The sequence below is a fragment of the Pseudomonas sp. microsymbiont 2 genome (genome assembly GCF_054788395.1).
In genome coordinates this window covers 3865128-3882608 of the sequence record NZ_CM139112.1, presented here as the reverse complement: position 1 = coordinate 3882608, position 17481 = coordinate 3865128, and the positions used below count along the sequence as shown (strand labels likewise).

Below are 17481 nucleotides of genomic sequence, written 5' to 3'. Positions count from 1 at the left end.
TCAGATGTCCAGCACTTCCATTTCCCGCAGCACCTCGGCCACGGCGTCCACGGCGGCTTGCATGCCGGCCGCGCCGACCACGCCGATGCAGCCGACGCGGAAGGTCTCGACCTGGGTCAGCTTGCCCGGATAGAGGATGAAGCCCTTGGCCTTGACCCGCTCGTAGAAGTCCTTGAACTGGTAGCGCGGATCTTTCGGCGCGTGGAAGGTGACGATGATCGGTGCCTGGATTGCGGCGGGCAGGAAGCTCTGCAGGCCGATTTTCGCCATGCCGTCGAGCAGGGTCTTGCAGTTGTCGGCGTAGCGCTGGTGGCGGGCGGGCAGCCCACCCTCTTCGTTGTACTGCTGCAGCGCTGCGTGCAGGGCGGCGACCACGTGGGTCGGCGGGGTGAAGCGCCACTGGCCGGTCTTGGCCATGTACGCGTGCTGGTCGTGCAGGTCCATGGCCAGGGAGTGGGCGTTGCCTTCGGCGGCGGTCAGCGCGTGCTTCTCGGCAAACACGAAGCCCATGCCCGGCACGCCTTCCAGGCATTTGCCGGAGGCGGCGATCAGCGCCTCGAAGGGAATCTCGCGGGCGTCGATCGGCAGCGCGCCGAACGAGCTCATGGCGTCGATGATCAGGCGCTTGTCGTGGCGCTTGATCACCTGGGCGATCTCGGCCAGCGGGTTGAGAATGCCGGTGCTGGTCTCGCAGTGGATCAGCGCCACGTGGGTCACGGCAGGGTCGGCGGCCAGCAGGCGGTCGACGTCGGCGGCGGTGGTCGGCTGGTCCTCGGCGGTTTCGAAGGTGCTGTAGCTGCGGCCCAGCACCTTGCAGATCTTGGCCAGGCGCTGGCCGTAGGCGCCGTTGATCAGTACCAGCACCTTGCCGTCACGGGGCACCAGGGTGCCGATCGCTGCTTCGACGGCGAAGGTGCCGCTGCCTTGCAGGGGCACGCAGTGGTGGCTGGTGCCGCCATCGATGATGGCCAGCAGTTGCTCGCAGACGCTGGCGGTCAGCTGGTTGAAGTCGCGGTCCCAGGAACCCCAGTCCACGAGCATGGCCTGGCGGGTGCGGATCGAGGTGGTCAGGGGACCGGGGGTCAGCAGGATCGGGGCGTTGCTCATTCCGTGGTTCCTCACTTGTGGTGGGCTGGAAAACTATGGGGGCTAGGTTGCAATTCGCTGACTCATCAATCAAATTGTTTGTAGATATGCCAGCCATAAGTAAGGCCGATAGATATGAATCTGTTCCAGCTCCGTGCTTTCGATGCCGTGGCCCGTGAGGGCAGCTTCACTCGTGCCGCCGAGCGTCTGTTCATCAGCCAGCCCGCGGTGACCGGGCATGTGAAGGCGCTGGAGGAGCACTACCAGATCACCTTGCTGCGCAGAACCGCCAGGCGGGTGGAGTTGACCGAAGAGGGTACGCGCCTGGCGGCCATCACCCGGGCCATGTTCGGCCTGGCCGAGGAGGCCCAGGCGATGCTCGAGGCCAACCGTCAGTTGCTGACCGGGCGCCTGGAGGTGGCCGCCGATGGACCGCACCGGGTCATGCCGATGCTGGCGCAGTTACGCGAACGCTACCCCGGCATCACTGTCAACCTGCGGCTGGGCAACGCCCAGGAAACCTTGGCCGCATTGCTGTCGGAACATGCCGACGTAGCAGTGCTGACCGAGATCGAACCGCGCAAGGGACTGCACCTGCAGAGCCTGTGCCAGTCGCGTCTATGCGCTTTGCTGCCGGCGGGGCACGCCTGGGCGGCTGGCGAGGCGGACTTGCCGCTGGCCGAGCTGGACAAGCAGATCATGGTGCTGCGCGAGCCCAGCTCGACCACCCGCCGGACTTTCGACAAGGCCTGTGTCGAGCAAGGGGTGCAGCCAAGGGTGTTGCTGGAGCTGGACAGTCGCGAGGCGGTTACCGAGGCGGTGGCGGCGGAGCTGGGCATCGGCGTGGTGTCGTCCACCGAGGTGGCCCATGACCCGAGAGTGGTGGCGCGTCCGCTGAGTGGTTCGGGTCTGGTCAATCAGCACATGGTCGGCTGCCTGGAACGGCGCCGTGACTTGCGCCTGATCCAGGCATTTCTCGGCCTGGCGGCTGCCGCGTGATGGCTGTTTCGAGCGCGGCGGCCTAAGATGGCCGGCACACAGCCGACTGGACCGTCGATGAGCGAGAAAGACACCATTTCCATGCAACTGGTGCGTGAAGCGCTGTTGCAGAGTTGCCCGGCAGGCCAGCCCGATGTCGGCTTGCTGGCCCGGGCGGGCATCGAGATCGGTCAGCTCGACCTGCCCGAGGCGCGGGTCAGCGCCGAGGCCTATGCCCGGCTCTGGCGCCTGTTGGCGCGTCGTTGCAACGACGAGTTCTTCGCCATGGATCCGCGCGGCCTGCGCAGCGGCAGCCTGGCCTTCATGTGTCGGGCGAGCATGGCGCAGCCCACCCTTGGCGCGGGTCTGGAGGTCGTGCTGGGGTTTCTGGCGCTGATGCTCGAAGACCTGCAACCGAGCCTGGTCCGCCAGCAGAGCCTGGCAGAGATCGTCATCAACGAGCCGCGCGAGCAGCCGCGACGCGCGTTCACCTACTTCACCTTCTGGATGATCGTGCATGGCGTCGCGTGCTGGCTGGCCGGCCGGCGGATTCCGATCCTGGCCATCGAACTGCGTTGCGCAGAGCCGCCGTTCTGTGACGATTACCGGGTCATGTTCTCGCAGAACCTGACGTTCGAGCGCCCACGCACGCGCATGATCATCGCCGCCGATTGCCTGGCCCTGCCGATCCGGCGTACGCCGCAGGAGTTGCAGCGGTTCCTGGCCGAAGCGCCGGGCAACATCCTGGTCAAGTACCGTGATCCCGGCAGTTTGGCTCTGCGCATCCGTAGGACATTGCTGGAGATCGAGCCAGGCGCGTGGCCAGATGCACAGACGGTGGCGCAGAACCTGTGCATGTCGGTGGCAACTTTGCGGCGGCGCTTGTCCGAGGAAGGGCACAGTTACCAAGGCATCAAGGACAGCCTGCGTCGGGAGTTGGCGATCGCCTGGTTGGCAGAGGCAGGGCTTGGCCTTGGCGATGTCGCGCAACGCCTGGGCTTCGCCGATGCCAGCTCGTTCTACAAGGCGTTTCGCAAGTGGTTCGGCTGCAACCCGGGTCATTACCGCAACCTGATTGTCCAGGGCGAGACGCTGCATCGGCCGGGGTCGCTTCCCTCTGGGATGGGGGCGTCGAGCTGACTAGTGTCGAGCGCCCTCAAAACAGCAGGATGCTATTTTCATGTCAGCGACTACAACGCCCCAATCACCAGCGGCTATCACGCCACACGCGCTCACGGACGACTTCATCAAGGCGCAACTGCCTGATTGGCTTAAGGAGGCCAAGGCGGAGCAACTCGATGCCTTGCGCGATTGTCTCAAGGCTCACGATATCAGCGCTCGGCAATTGTCCCAGGCCACCATTGGACTGTTGTCGCCACAGCAATTCGCCGAACAGGTGTTCAAACCGCTTCTGGATGGTCTCGACAAAGGGGGGCATGACGTCAAGGCCCTGCAGTGGCTGGATATCCGGCGAAGTATCTCGACGGTGATCAGCACGCCTTACTACGAGCAGCGGGAAGTGCGTTTTCCCGCGCTTTTACGCCTGATGCAGGGGTTCGCCCAAGGGGCGCGGTTCTTCGATGGCAGTGGCGTGGTACAGCCTGGCAGCACCACGGTGCTGTCCGGCGACGCCGATGACTTTGCCGCGCGTTGTCGGGCATTGGATGCCGGCAGGCAATACCAGGACCTGCTGGACCGGCAGCTCAGCGCGACGACGCTGGCGCTGCTGGCCACTCACCAGCGCAGCGGATTTGCCCTGGCCTGCCAACAGGCGCTCATGCAAGGTCATCTGACCGAGCAGCAGCACACCGCACTACAGTGCCTGAGCAACGACTTGCCCAGCCCATCGGGGGCGCCGCTGCGCGCCAGCGCCGGGCAGTTGCGCATGCTCGATTGCACGCTGGTCAACGCCCTGCTGATCCAACTGTACGATCACAACGACAATGAGGCTGGTGTGCTGCTGTATCTGCCGTTCGATCATGAGCGGCCGCTACGCCGCTTCGAATCATTCGGCCTGCTGACCCAGTACCTGGCAGTGGCGTTGCACGCCCAAGACTACAAGGGCAATGTACGTGGTTTGGTGCGTCTGAACGATCAGCCAGGCTTTCTCGCAACCTTGAGCAAGCGGTTGTCCGACGATGTGACCGACCTCGATCTGGACAGCATTGCCGCGCCGGACAATGTGTTCGCCTTGCTGGCGCGCAGCCAGGTGGCGCGACTCAGGGCTGATGGCAGGCTGATGTTGGTCTCCGCCGCCGATGCCGATCACCAGGCCGCCGAGCGCCGCATCAAGCGTTGGGAGGAAATCGGCCTGGGTTTGCTGGGTGTCGCGGGCATGGCGGTACCTGCCATTGGCGTGGTGCTGCTCGGCAAGCTGCTGATGGACACCCTTGGTGAGGTCTATGCCGGGGTGCGGGACTGGCGGCAGGGCCATCAGCACGAGGCCCTGGATCATATGATCGAAGTGGCCAAGACGGTCGCGGTGACGGCGGTGACGGCAACCGGTGCGGCGTTGGTCGCGCGCGGTTTCGCCGGCAGCGCTTTCGTCGATGCGCTGGAACCCGTCGAGCTCGACGGTGGCAAGCAACGGCTGTGGAACCACGATTTGAGCGTCTACGAGTCGACGCCCGAGCAGCCGGTGCTGCAGGAAAACGGCCTCTATGCGTCCCGTAGCCGACACTGGTTGCGCGTGGACCAGCGTTACTACGAAGTACGGCAGGCGGCCCCTGAGCAGCCATGGCGCCTGTGCCACCCCGAAGACCAGGCGGCGTTCGCGCCGAGGGTCGAGCATAACGGCGAACGTTGTTGGCGCATCTGCCTGGAGCGTCCGCAGGAATGGGATGATAGCTGCGCCATGCTCAATCGCCTGTGGCCTCATCAGTCGCCGCTGGACGTGGAGCGTACCGAGCAGATCCTGACGGTGGCGGGCGTCGACCAGGACGAGCTGCGCGGTGTGCTGGTACAGAACCGGCCCGCGCCGGTCAATCTGCGTGACACGCTGCGTCGATTCGAGGCCGATGCGAGAATTACTGCTGTGTTCGAGGCCGCGAAGGCCCCGAACGCGACGCTGGAGGATGCCGAGGTGCTGGCGTGGTGCCGTACCCGGCCAGGTATGCAGACCGTGGATGCGACTGACGCAGCGGCGTGGCTCGCCGATCGGCAAGGTGAATTGCAGGGGATGCTTCTTGAGCATCTGACGCGCATCGCTCACCCGACCAATTCGTTGTTCGCACTGGTAAAACGGGATTTCCCCGGCTTGCCCGATGCGTATGCCGAGGAAGCGGTGAGAGATGGCGACGCGGTGGTCGAGCAGGTGGCCAGGGTCGAGGCACGCGTGCCGTACACGGTCGCCACTCGGGCACGTTCGCTGTTACAGCTGGCGCGGCTGAACCGGGCAGTGGAGGTTCTGTACCTGAACAGTGTTTATTGCGAGGATGCTGGCCTCCTTGTCATGCAACTGCTCAGAAATCTGCCGATGTGGCCGACCCGTGTCGGCCTCGAGCTGCGCGCGCAGGATGGTCGGATGCTGGCGATCACCAATCCGGCGGTGGCGAGCGACGCGAGAATCGTGCTCACCCGACGTAATGGTGAGTTCCGCTTGTATGACGCGCAAGGCAGCGAGCGTGACCTCGAGGTGGCCGCGCCGGGGGGGCTCTTCCAGGCGATCGTCGCCGCGCTCGACGCGGACCAGCGCAGCGCGCTCAAGCTCGACCCGAGCGACCCTGCGCAATCGTTGCGCCTGGCGTTGATCAAGGCATTGCCGGCAAAACGCAGCGATTGGTACCCGTTGCTTGACATGCAGGCGTCCACGCCATGGTTCAACCCCGGAAAAAGGTTGCCCGACGGCCGGGTCGGTTACCCGCTCGGCGGGCGATCCTCGAGAAACGCCACGCGCAATGGCGTCCGCATCCTCAGAGAGCGCATTCGCGCACTTTATCCGGTCTTCGACGATGCGCAGGTCGAGAGCAAGGTCGCGCAATTGCAACGTGATCCACTGGGCAGGGGCCCCCTGCAAGCGTTGTTGTTCGAGGAGAACAATTACAACTTGCTCGACAACGCACTGCGTGGATGGGCGCAAGCGCATTCGCCGTCGGCATCACCGGCATTGCGTGGCATCGTGGCCAGGCGCTTGCGTGAGGCGTGGCGCTATGAAAGTGAGGTGATCTACAACAGGGAGGGAGGGGTGCAAGGCAGGGTGCTCGACCTGAGCAACTGCCGAATTCAGGCGCTGCCAACACTGCCGGAACAGGTCGACCTCACGCACATCACTAACCTGGTGATGTGCCGAATGGAGCTGCGGGAAGTCCCCGGCAGATTCCTGCGGTGTTTCGATGGCTTGCGTTTCCTGAATGTGAGCAACAACCAGCTGATCGCTCTGCCGCCAAGCATCGCACAGTGCGAGAACCTGATTGAACTGCGGGTTTCGGGCAATCGCATCGAAATGGACGCGGCGGATGAGCAGCTGCTTTCGGAAATGTCCCGTCTACGGACAATCGACCTCAGCCATAACCCGATTCGCGTACTGAACCTGCGTTTCAATGAGGCGACGCAATTGCGGCGCCTGTACGTGAGCCGCTGCCGGTTGCAGGCGATGCCTGCCGGATTGCAAAACTGCGCTTTCCTGTCGTTTGCCGACCTCAGTGGCAACCAGATCCAGACGGTTCCCAACGAGGTGCTGAGGATGCCCGCGGACTTCAGGTACCGGCTGCGCACGGACTTCAACCCGATGTCATCGCAGATGCGCCGAGAACTCTATTGGATGGACCCCGTTCACAACCATGGAGCGGAAATTGTCCACGAACTCAACCCGGCGTCTGCCAAGGAGCGCTGGATTGCGCTTGCGCCCGAGGCCGAGCGAGGAAGCAGCAGGGCCCTGTGGGAGCGCCTGGAAGGCATGGAGGACAGTCGTGAGTTGTTCCGTTTGCTGAGCGCACTCACCGAAACGGCGGACTTCGGCTCTGCCGGCGAATACCTCGCCGGCCAGTTGTGGGAGTTGTTGCAGGCCATCGACGGCGACGCGACCTTGCGTGAGCTGATCTTCGCCAACTCCAGCGAGCCAGGCGAGTGCGTCGACAGGATCGCTGATCGATTCAGCGGATTATTGATCCAGAGGATGGTGCACCAAGCCACGACGAAGGCTGCAACCGGCAAGGGCGGGGAAGAACTGCTCAAGTTGGGCCGGCAGCTGTTCCGGCTGGAGCAAGTGGACTTGCTGGCCAGGGATGAGGCCGCGCGAAGAGCGGTGGGGGGCGCATACGTCGATGTGCTCGAAGTGGTGATCGGCTATCGCATCGCGCTGACCAAGGAACTGGATTTGCCAGGGCAGCCAAGGAACATGCAGTTCGTGTCGTTGGCGGGCGTCACCGGCACTCTCAAGCAGGCGGCATTGGCGGCGGTAAAGGCAGGCGAGACGGACGAGGTGCTGGCGAAGAGCCTTGCGGGGCGTGAGTTCTGGCGCAAGTATGTGGAAGCACGGCACCCGGCGGTGTTCACCGAGATACTCGAGCGCTTCGGCGCAGAAGGCACGAAGCTCGACGAAGACAAAAGCCTGAGCAGCGCCGAGTACGATCGTCGCTGGCGTGTGCTCAAGGTCAGGCGCGAGCAGGAGGAACATGCCGTGACGATCCAGTTCGCCCACGAAGCCCAGAATATGCAAGCCGCCAGGCAGCCGCTCGAGCCGGTCGAGCCGGTCGAGCCGGTCGCGACGGTCGAATCCGCTCAGCCCGATTGACAGCTTTGGCCATTGCCGGATGAGCTGACCGGCGCGAACATCGTCAGACCGATGTGTACTCCAACAATAAGAAAGCAGGAGTCTGACGATGCGCGATTACGCCGAGGCCGCTCGCTCGTTCGACCATGCCCGGGCCGCTGCCGCGGCGCTGCATGGCAACCTCGAGGCCCTCAATGCCTGTGTCGAGTGCTGCGACCGCCACGCTGGCACCGACAAGCCCGCCCTGATCTGGGAAGGCCGGGATGGCAACGGTGGACGCTACACCTTCGATCAACTGCAGGACTTGGCCGCACGCTTTGCCAATGTGCTCAAGGCCCAGGGCGTCGAGGCCGGTGACCGGGTCGCCGGACTCATGCCGCGCACGCCCGAACTGCTGGTGACCATTCTCGCTACCTGGCGCCTGGGCGCGGTGTACCAGCCGCTGTTCACCGCCTTCGGGCCCAAGGCCATCGAGCACCGCCTCGAGCAGTCCCATGCCAAGGTGGTGGTCACCGACCGCAACAACCGACCCAAGCTCGATGAGGTGGCGGGTTGTCCCTTCATCATCACGGTCGGCGCCGCCGAAGGCGAAGCGGACTTTCATCGCCGCCTCGAAGCAGCCGCCCGTACTTGCGAGCCGGTGATGCGAACCGGCGATGATCCCTTCCTGTTGATGTTCACCTCGGGCACCACAGGCCCCGCCAAACCGTTGGAAGTACCGCTGCGCGCGATCGTCGCGTTTCAGGGCTACATGCGTGATGCCATTGGCCTGCGTCCGGATGACCGCTTCTGGAACCTGGCCGATCCCGGCTGGGCCTATGGCCTCTACTACGCGGTGACCGGGCCACTGTCCCTGGGGCACGCCACCACCTTCTACGACGGCTCGTTCAGCGTCGAAAGCTGCGCGCGGGTCATCGACAAGCTGGGTATCACCAACCTGGCGGGCTCGCCGACGGCCTATCGTCTGCTGATCGCGGCAGGCAGCGCATTCTCGGCACCGATCAAGGGGCGCCTGCGGGTGGTCAGCAGTGCCGGCGAACCGCTCAATCCCGAGGTGATCCGTTGGTTCGCCGACGAGCTTGGGGTGACCATCCATGACCACTACGGCCAGACCGAGCTGGGCATGGTGCTGTGCAATCACCATGCGCTGGCGCACCCGGTGCACCTGGGCTCGGCGGGCTTTGCCATCCCCGGCCATCGCATCGTCGTGGTGGACGAGCAGGGCAACGAACTGCCTGCCGGCCAGCCCGGCATCCTCGCGGTGGATCGCGAGCAGTCGCCGCTGTGCTGGTTCGCTGGTTATCACGAGCTGCCGACCAAGGCCTTCGTCGGCAAGTACTACCTCTCCGGCGACACCGTCGAGCTCAACCAGGACGGCAGCATCAGTTTCGTCGGTCGCAGCGACGATGTGATCACCACCTCTGGCTACCGAGTCGGACCGTTCGATGTGGAAAGCGCGCTCATCGAGCATCCGGCGGTGATCGAGGCTGCTGTGATCGGTAAGCCCGACCCCGAGCGCACCGAGCTGATCAAAGCCTTCGTGGTCCTGGCCCAGGGCTTCGATGGCGGTCCCGAGCTGGAGGAGACGCTGCGCCAGCACGTGCGTCAGCGTCTCTATGCCCACGCCTACCCACGTGAAATCGAATTCGTCGGCGAGCTGCCCAAGACCCCGAGCGGCAAGCTGCAACGCTTCATCCTGCGCAACCAGGAAATCGCCCGACAACAAGCCGCGCAGCCGATCGCTGCGGGCGCCTGAAGGAAGACCGACATGCACATCAGCAACAAGCACTTCATCGTCAGCGGCGCGGCCTCGGGCCTGGGCGCCGCCACCGCGCAAATGCTCATCGAAGCCGGCGCCAAGGTCATGCTGGTCGACCTGAACGCCGCCGCCGTCGAGGCCAAGGCCACCGAACTGGGTGCCAATGCTCGCTTCGCGGTAGCCGACATCAGCGACGAACAGGCCGCCCAGGCGGCGGTCGATGCCGCCGTCGGCGCCTTCGGCCGCCTGCACGGGCTGGTCAACTGCGCCGGCATCGTCGGCGCCGAGAAGGTCCTGGGCAGGAATGGCCCGCACGCCCTGGGCAGCTTCGCCAAGGTCATCAACGTCAACCTGATCGGCAGCTTCAACCTGTTGCGCCTGGCTGCCGCGGCGATGGCCGAAGGCCAGGCCGACGAGGGTGGCGAGCGAGGCGTGATCATCAATACCGCCTCCATCGCGGCCTACGATGGCCAGATCGGCCAGGCGGCCTATGCCGCCTCGAAGGGCGCCATCGCCAGCCTCACCCTGCCGGCTGCCCGCGAGCTGGCGCGCTTCGGCATTCGCGTGATGACCATCGCCCCTGGCATCTTCGAGACCCCGATGATGGCCGGCATGACCGACGAAGTACGCGCCTCGCTGTCCGCCGGCGTGCCGTTTCCGCCACGCCTGGGGCGCCCGCAGGAATATGCCGCGCTTGCCCGCCACATCATTGAAAACAGCATGCTCAACGGCGAGGTGATCCGCCTCGACGGTGCGCTGCGCATGGCTGCCAAGTAAGGAGAACCGAACATGAGCCTGAACCACGATCCGATTGTCATCGTCAGCGCCGTGCGCACGCCCATGGGCGGCCTGCAGGGCGACCTCAAGAGCCTGACCGCGCCGCAGCTGGGCAGCGCGGCGATTCGTGCCGCCGTCGAGCGCGCCGGTATCGACGCCGCCAGTGTCGAGCAGGTGCTGTTCGGCTGCGTGCTGCCGGCCGGGCAAGGCCAGGCACCGGCACGCCAGGCTGCGCTCGGTGCCGGCCTGGACAAGCACACCACCTGCACCACCCTGAACAAGATGTGTGGCTCGGGCATGCAGGCGGCGATCATGGCCCACGATCAACTGCTGGCCGGCAGCGCCGAGGTGATCGTCGCCGGTGGCATGGAAAGCATGACCAACGCCCCGTACTTGCTGGACAAGGCCCGTGGCGGCTACCGCATGGGTCACGGCAAGATCATCGACCACATGTTCATGGACGGTCTGGAAGACGCCTACGACAAGGGCCGCCTGATGGGCACCTTCGCCGAGGACTGCGCGCAGAAGGGCGACTTCAGCCGCGAGGCCCAGGACGCCTTCGCCATCGCTTCGCTGACCCGTGCGCAGGAGGCGATCAAGAGTGGTCGCTTCGCCGCCGAGATCGTTCCGGTCGAAGTCACCGAGGGCAAGGAGAAACGCGTCATCAAGGATGACGAGCAGCCGCCCAAGGCACGCCTGGACAAGATCCCGCAGCTCAAGCCAGCCTTCCGCGAAGGCGGTACCGTCACCGCGGCCAACTCCAGTTCGATCTCCGACGGTGCCGCGGCGCTGGTGCTGATGCGCCGCTCCGAGGCCGAGAAACGTGGCCTCAAGCCATTGGCGCTGATCCATGGCCACGCGGCTTTCGCCGACACCCCGGCGCTGTTCCCCACCGCGCCCATCGGCGCCATCGACAAGCTGCTCAAGCGCACCGGCTGGAACCTGGCCGAGGTGGATCTGTTCGAGATCAACGAGGCCTTCGCCGTGGTTACCCTGGCGGCCATGAAGCACCTCGACCTGCCCCATGAAAAGGTCAACATCCACGGCGGTGCCTGCGCCCTGGGCCACCCGATCGGCGCCTCGGGCGCGCGCATTCTGGTGACCTTGCTGTCGGCGCTGCGCCAGAACAACCTGCGTCGCGGCGTGGCGGCCATCTGCATCGGCGGTGGCGAAGCGACGGCCATGGCGGTCGAGTGCCTGTACTGAGGTGGAACATGCTGGTAACTGAAGAGCAACAACAGATCGCCGACGCCGTGCGCGACTTCGCCCAGGAGCGCCTGAAGCCGTTTGCCGAGCAATGGGACAAGGAGCATCGTTTCCCCAAGGAGGCCATCGAGGAGATGGCCGGCCTGGGCCTGTTCGGCATGCTGGTGCCGGAGCAGTACGGCGGCAGCGACACCGGCTATGTGGCCTATGCCATGGCCCTGGAGGAGATCGCCGCCGGTGACGGCGCCTGCTCGACCATCATGAGCGTGCACAACTCGGTGGGCTGCGTGCCGATCCTCAAGTTCGGCAGCGAGGCGCAGAAGCAGCAGTTCCTGGCGCCACTGGCCAGCGGCGCGATGCTCGGTGCCTTCGCCCTGACCGAGCCCCAGGCCGGCTCCGACGCCAGCAGCCTGAAGACCCGCGCTCGCCTGGATGGCGATCACTACGTGCTCAACGGCAGCAAGCAGTTCATCACCTCCGGGCAGAACGCCGGGGTGGTGATCGTTTTCGCTGTCACCGATCCGGACGCCGGCAAGCGCGGCATCACGGCCTTCATCGTGCCCACCGATTCGCCGGGCTACCAGGTGGCGCGGGTCGAGGACAAGCTCGGCCAGCATGCCTCCGACACCTGCCAGATCGTCTTCGACAACCTGCGCGTGCCAGTGGCCAATCGCCTGGGTGAAGAAGGGCAGGGCTACAAGATTGCCCTGGCCAACCTCGAAGGCGGGCGTATCGGCATCGCCTCGCAGTCGGTGGGCATGGCCCGCGCCGCCTTCGAGGTGGCCCGCGACTACGCCAATGAGCGACAGACCTTCGGCAAGCCCTTGGTCGAGCACCAGGCCGTGGCTTTTCGCCTGGCCGACATGGCGACGCAGATCGCCGTGGCTCGGCAGATGGTGCTGCACGCCGCCGCTCTGCGCGACGCCGGGCGCCCGGCGCTGGTGGAAGCCTCGATGGCCAAGCTTTTCGCCTCGGAAATGGCCGAAAAGGTCTGTTCGCATGCCTTGCAGACCCTGGGCGGTTATGGCTATCTGAGCGACTTCCCGCTGGAGCGGATCTACCGCGATGTACGGGTCTGCCAGATCTACGAAGGCACCAGCGACATTCAGCGCATGGTCATTGCGCGCAATCTTTGAAGGAGCAGTCTGCATGGCATTCGAAACCATCCTGTTGGACATCCACGGCAAGGTCGGCCTGATCACGCTCAACCGCCCGCAGGCGCTCAACGCCCTGAACGCGCAGATCGTCGGCGAGATCAACCAGGCCCTGGACCAGTTGGAGCGTGACCCGAACATCGGCTGCGTGGTGCTGACAGGTTCCGCCAAGGCCTTCGCCGCCGGCGCCGACATCAAGGAAATGGCCGAGCTGCAATATCCGCAGATCTATGTCGATGACCTGTTCAGCGACGCCGATCGCATCGCCAACCGGCGCAAGCCGATCATCGCCGCGGTGTCCGGCTTCGCCCTGGGCGGTGGCTGCGAGCTGGCGATGATGTGCGACTTCATCCTGGCCGCCGACAACGCCAAGTTCGGCCAGCCGGAGATCAATCTTGGCGTGCTGCCTGGCATGGGCGGCACCCAGCGCCTGACTCGTGCCGTCGGCAAGGCCAAGGCCATGGAGTTGTGCCTGACCGGTCGCCTGATGGGCGCCGAGGAAGCCGAGCGCGCTGGTCTGGTCGCGCGCATCGTGCCGCAGGCCGAACTGGTTGAAGAGGCGCTGAAAGTGGCTGCGGCCATCGCCAGCAAGTCGATCCCGGTGAGCATGATGGTCAAGGAAAGCGTCAACCGCGCCTTCGAGGTCACTTTGAGCGAGGGTGTGCGCTTCGAGCGCCGGGTGTTCCACGCAGCGTTCGCTACCGAAGACCAGAAAGAAGGCATGGCAGCCTTCATTGCCAAGCGCGAAGCGCAATTCAAGGACCGTTGATGGACAAGGGCGCAGCCAGGCTGCGCCCGCACCGTGTTCTGCCGAACGGGTGAAGCGTCGCCCTGACGCTCGTGGCAAGGTATTTGTTGCGGCATATTGCCTGGCAGCGCCAGATCCGCGTGCCTGTAGCGTGCGATACGCCACCAATGGGCGGATTCCTGCCCATTTCGGTCAATTCCTCCGTCATTTCTGTTGCCCGCCGTCGCCTGGCACCTTAGACTGCCGCCCCCTGTAAAAGAGTGCCGGTTGGCGCTTGAAGAATTTCGCTATCGACGATATGACGTCGGCAGCACCTGAATCGCCCAAATGCACATTTTTCATAGAGAAGTCGATGACCAAGGAACAGTTGCTGGCCATGTCGGCCGATGACTACATGAACGCCGAGCAGCTCGCGTACTTCACCGCGTTGCTGCAGGCGATGAAAGTCGAAACCCACGAGCGCATCGAACTCAGCCGCAATTCCATCGAAAGCCTGGATACCCCATCGGATCCCGCTGACGTGGCGTCGGTCGAGGAAGAGCGCACCTGGCTGGTCAACGCCATCGATCGTGACCAGCGCCTGCTGCCGCAGCTGGAGATGGCCCTGGACCGTATCGCCGACGAAAGTTTCGGCTGGTGCGACGACAGCGGTGAGCCGATCGGCCTGAAGCGCCTGCTGATCAGCCCGACCACCAAGTACTGCATCGAAGCCCAGGAGCGTCACGAGCAGCTCGACCGCCACCAGCGGCAGATCTGATTCGACGCCTTGCGCAAGGCCCCACGGAGCGATCCCTGGGGCCTTCGTGTTTTATTGCCTTGCATCAAGCGTGACCGCCTTGCTTTCAGGTGAGCGTGGATAATGGCGTTATAGTGGCGTTTAATGGCGGCACAAGAACGACATGCGGATGGACCACGACGATGATGCGAGAAGGATCTCTCTCGGCTGACGAAAAGCCGCTCTCCATACCTGCCCAGGCAGTTGCCTTGCTGCGGGGCGTCGCGCTGTGCGCGGTGCTCACGGCCGTGGCGTTTGCCGGGCTGGCACTGTACTTCGCTTTGCCTCTGGCATTGCTGGTGCTATGGCTGCCCTCTGGTCGGCGATCGCGACCGCCCGTTCAGGCGTCGGCGCCGGCCCAGGACCGCGAGCTGTTTCAGGAGCTGGCACGTGGCACCAGCCACAATGCACTGTCGGCCGCCTCGGTGGCGCATTCGGTACAACAGCTTGCGGCGCGCGTGCAGTCACAGCTGGGGGCCGCGCAGGAGATCGTCGGCAGCGCCGAGGTCATGATCGCCACCGAACAGACTGCGGCACGCTTGAGCCAGCAGGCGCTGGAGGCGGCACGTTCGGCCCATGGCAGCAGCGTCTCGGGGAGCGAGGTGCTTGCCGAATCGATCCGCCGCATGCGTGGCCTGAGCGAACGGGCCATGAGCAGCCGTGAACTGATCGAGGCACTGCACCAGCGCAGCGAGGCCATCGCGCGGGTTACGCTGGTGATCCAGGCCATTGCCAGCCAGACCAATCTCCTGGCGCTCAACGCCGCCATCGAGGCGGCGCGGGCAGGGGAGCACGGTCGTGGTTTCGCGGTGGTCGCGGACGAGGTGCGTGGACTGGCCGGACGCACCGCCAGCGCCACCGAGGAAGTGGGGCAACTGGTGACCGATATTCAGGTGCGCACCGCCCAGGTGGTGGCGCAGATCCGCGAGTTGGCCGAGGACCTGGGCCATGGCGTCGAGCAGGTCGAGCAGACCGGCGAGCAGCTGACCCAGATCGCCAGGCTCGCCGCAGGCGTCGAGGATCAGGTGCGCGAGATCGCCGTGGGCACGCAAACCAACCAGGCCCAGCTCGACACCTTGTTCCAGGCCGTGGCCCAGGTACGCAGCGACCTGGCGGTCAGCGACCAGCAGACCCGGCGCCTGGCCAGGACCGCGGTGCAGATGGAGGGACAGGTCGAGGGGCTCAGCGAGCGCCTGGCCGAGGTTGGGCTGGACGCCTATCACCAGCGTGTGTTCGAGCTGGCCGAGGCGGCCGCGCGGCAGATCGGCGAACGCTTCGAAACGGATATCGATCAGGGGCGCATAGGCCTGGAGGATTTGTTCGATCGTCGTTACCAACCCGTTGCCAACCAGCAGCCACCCCGTTTTACCACGCGCTTCGATCACTACACTGATGGCGTATTGCCGCAGATCCAGGAGCCGTTGCTGCTGCACGATGGCCTAGTGTACGCCATCGCCTGCACCGAGCAGGGCTATGTGCCCACCCACAACGCTGCTTTCAACCAGCCGTTGACGGGCGACCTCGTGCACGACACCGCGCACAATCGCAGCAAGCGCATGTTCGACGATCGTACCGGCAGCCGCTGTGGCAGCCACCAGCAGCGACTGCTGCTGCAGACCTACACCCGTGATACTGGCGAGTTGATGCACGATCTGTCCGTGCCGATCTTCGTCCAGGGACGACACTGGGGTGGCCTGCGCCTGGGCTACCGACCTGAACCAGGGCTGGATTGAGGGCGTTTGTTGCCGTTGCTGCAACACAGCAATGCCGACAGGTGCTGTTTTCCTGCCTTGGCAAGGCGTATCATGCCAATTTCGTTAGGTTGCTAATTAAATTCCGGAGGGGATGATGAATAGCCGAATCGATGTGGCGGTGATGATCGGTAGCGGTGTGCCTGCATCGCTGCAGGCGTTGGGCAAGCGCTTGTGCTGGGTGGTGCTGGTCGACGGCGAGCGCCGCGGCACAGCCTTTGCCAGCCGTGACGAGGCGCTCGAGTGCCAGGCCGCGTGGCAAGCGCAGGTGGCCGCGAGCAAGGCGGCCTGAGGGGGCTTCAGCGTTCGAAGGCGCGAGCCAGTGCGCAGGCGTCCGCGTGGCGCTGGCGGAACCCCCTGGTCCTGCCGGTGGCGCGTTCGACCACATGATAGAAGGCGATGCCGGCGGGGATGACGATGAAACGGGGCATGCCGATGCAGTCATCGGGGTGGCAAATGCTTCGTGGCACTCGACGGATTTCATGGTTTTCGTGCATATTCGCTTCCTTGTAATGTGCGCATGAAGGGCGCTGCCCTTTTTAGTGAAGGGGCCGGCCTTATCGATCGCATCCTTCCTGACATCTTTGCTGTCAGGCATTACGGATTCCTTTTATGGAAATTGGTCGAAGCATACTTCGCAGCCATTGGCCGTGGCCGAGTGAATCGTTTCCCGGTTGTTGCCCGCGCCTGGCGCGCAGATGCTCCGTAACCTGTTTTCACAGTCCTTGGGACGTTTACTTGAAGTGGCTGCTACCTGACCCGCACAGGCGTTCGGGATGTGGCCAGTGGCAATTGATGTGAGGAACTCTTCATTGGCAGTCAGTACACTCGACCCCCATGCGTTGTTTACCCTGGGCGACCTGCGGGCCAAGTTGGTCAAGCTTTTCCAGGGGCGTTTCATCTACGTGACCGAACAGAATGCCGAAGGCTTGTACATGGCCGAGATCGATACCGACAGTGCGATGGTGGTCGATGACAAGCAGCGCCTGGAGTTGAAGGTCGGCGACCATTTTCGTGCCGCGGTGCTGCCCAGCCGGGAAGGTGGCAAGCTTGAGCTGCGCTTTCGCGAGATCAAGCTCAATGTCTACGGCCAGGGCGACTACGCTTTCGTTTCGGTGGCGGAGGGGGAAGCCATCGTGTTCCGCGAAGGGCACGGCGTGATGCTGGTGTTTGCAGCCCAGCAACAAGTGCAAGAAGGCCTGGGCAAGTTGCTCAAGGCCGTCACCGGCAAGGCTGCCAAATGGCGCAAGGGTGAGCTGACCACTTTCAAGGCCAGCGAGTGAGTGACGAGCGGGTGCCCGCCTCGCGGGCCGATTTCCACCGTGAGCATCAGGCCCGCGCGCTTGAGCAGGCCGAGCGCCTCTTGGCGCGCCGAAGTGAATTGCAAGGCGCCTGGCTGGCCTGGGTGGCCGGCGAGCTCTACCAGATGAGCCCACCGCCCTTCGTCGCCATGGTGCGACGCGAACTGCAGCGCCTGAGCCAGAAAGGGCAGCTCTAAGCCTTCAGCTGCAAGCTGCAAGCTGCAAGCTGCAAGAAA

Annotated in this window: 15 protein-coding genes; 13 read left to right on the top strand and 2 right to left on the bottom strand. The window is 64.5% G+C overall.

Features of this window, described 5'->3' with window-relative positions:
- Positions 1-1107 carry a 2-aminoethylphosphonate--pyruvate transaminase gene (locus ACYUME_RS17410; protein ID WP_460415989.1) on the bottom strand — a complete coding sequence of 369 codons (1107 nt, stop codon included), beginning with the start codon at positions 1105-1107 and terminating at the stop codon, positions 1-3.
- 114 nt (positions 1108-1221) lie between these two features.
- Here ACYUME_RS17410 and ACYUME_RS17405 point away from each other — a divergent pair, with 114 nt between their 5' ends.
- The 11 genes from ACYUME_RS17405 (at position 1222) to ACYUME_RS17355 (ending at position 16236) form a co-directional block, all read left to right on the top strand.
- On the top strand, positions 1222-2085 hold the full coding sequence (locus ACYUME_RS17405) for a LysR substrate-binding domain-containing protein (RefSeq protein WP_279887729.1): 864 nt from the start codon (positions 1222-1224) through the stop codon (positions 2083-2085).
- Between the two features lie 57 nt (positions 2086-2142).
- Positions 2143-3204: an AraC family transcriptional regulator gene (locus ACYUME_RS17400; RefSeq protein WP_460415987.1), complete on the top strand. Its 1062-nt coding sequence runs from the start codon at positions 2143-2145 to the stop codon at positions 3202-3204.
- Between the two features lie 40 nt (positions 3205-3244).
- The gene (locus ACYUME_RS17395; RefSeq protein ID WP_460415985.1) at positions 3245-7795 is read left to right on the top strand and encodes an NEL-type E3 ubiquitin ligase domain-containing protein; all 4551 of its coding nucleotides are present in this window, start codon (positions 3245-3247) and stop codon (positions 7793-7795) included.
- A gap of 88 nt (positions 7796-7883) precedes the next feature.
- Positions 7884-9530, top strand: coding sequence for an AMP-binding protein (locus ACYUME_RS17390; protein ID WP_460415983.1), 1647 nt, complete (start codon positions 7884-7886; stop codon positions 9528-9530).
- Between the two features lie 12 nt (positions 9531-9542).
- Positions 9543-10310 (top strand): SDR family NAD(P)-dependent oxidoreductase, encoded by a 768-nt coding sequence (locus tag ACYUME_RS17385; RefSeq protein ID WP_460415982.1) that lies wholly within the window; start codon positions 9543-9545, stop codon positions 10308-10310.
- Between the two features lie 12 nt (positions 10311-10322).
- Entirely contained in the window at positions 10323-11516 is a 1194-nt protein-coding gene (locus ACYUME_RS17380) for an acetyl-CoA C-acyltransferase (RefSeq protein ID WP_460415980.1), read from the top strand.
- A gap of 8 nt (positions 11517-11524) precedes the next feature.
- Positions 11525-12652 (top strand): acyl-CoA dehydrogenase, encoded by a 1128-nt coding sequence (locus ACYUME_RS17375; RefSeq protein ID WP_279911497.1) that lies wholly within the window; start codon positions 11525-11527, stop codon positions 12650-12652.
- A 13-nt stretch (positions 12653-12665) separates the two neighbouring features.
- On the top strand, positions 12666-13439 hold the full coding sequence (locus tag ACYUME_RS17370; RefSeq protein ID WP_014591720.1) for an enoyl-CoA hydratase: 774 nt from the start codon (positions 12666-12668) through the stop codon (positions 13437-13439).
- A 331-nt stretch (positions 13440-13770) separates the two neighbouring features.
- Complete coding sequence (locus ACYUME_RS17365; RefSeq protein WP_110738762.1) at positions 13771-14175, top strand: TraR/DksA family transcriptional regulator; 405 nt, start codon at positions 13771-13773, stop codon at positions 14173-14175.
- Between the two features lie 161 nt (positions 14176-14336).
- The gene (locus ACYUME_RS17360; protein ID WP_460415978.1) at positions 14337-15926 is read left to right on the top strand and encodes a methyl-accepting chemotaxis protein; all 1590 of its coding nucleotides are present in this window, start codon (positions 14337-14339) and stop codon (positions 15924-15926) included.
- Between the two features lie 115 nt (positions 15927-16041).
- Positions 16042-16236, top strand: a complete 195-nt coding sequence (locus ACYUME_RS17355) for a hypothetical protein (RefSeq protein ID WP_279888570.1) — start codon at positions 16042-16044, stop codon at positions 16234-16236.
- 7 nt (positions 16237-16243) lie between these two features.
- On the opposite strand, the gene ACYUME_RS17350 is transcribed toward ACYUME_RS17355, so the two are convergent.
- Positions 16244-16441 (bottom strand): hypothetical protein, encoded by a 198-nt coding sequence (locus tag ACYUME_RS17350; protein ID WP_279888574.1) that lies wholly within the window; start codon positions 16439-16441, stop codon positions 16244-16246.
- Between the two features lie 315 nt (positions 16442-16756).
- Here ACYUME_RS17350 and ACYUME_RS17345 point away from each other — a divergent pair, with 315 nt between their 5' ends.
- Positions 16757-17227, top strand: coding sequence for a hypothetical protein (locus ACYUME_RS17345; RefSeq protein ID WP_279888569.1), 471 nt, complete (start codon positions 16757-16759; stop codon positions 17225-17227).
- Positions 17224-17442 carry a hypothetical protein gene (locus ACYUME_RS17340; protein ID WP_460415975.1) on the top strand — a complete coding sequence of 73 codons (219 nt, stop codon included), beginning with the start codon at positions 17224-17226 and terminating at the stop codon, positions 17440-17442. Before ACYUME_RS17345 ends, ACYUME_RS17340 begins: the two co-directional genes overlap by 4 nt.
- Positions 17443-17481: the final 39 nt, after the last annotated feature.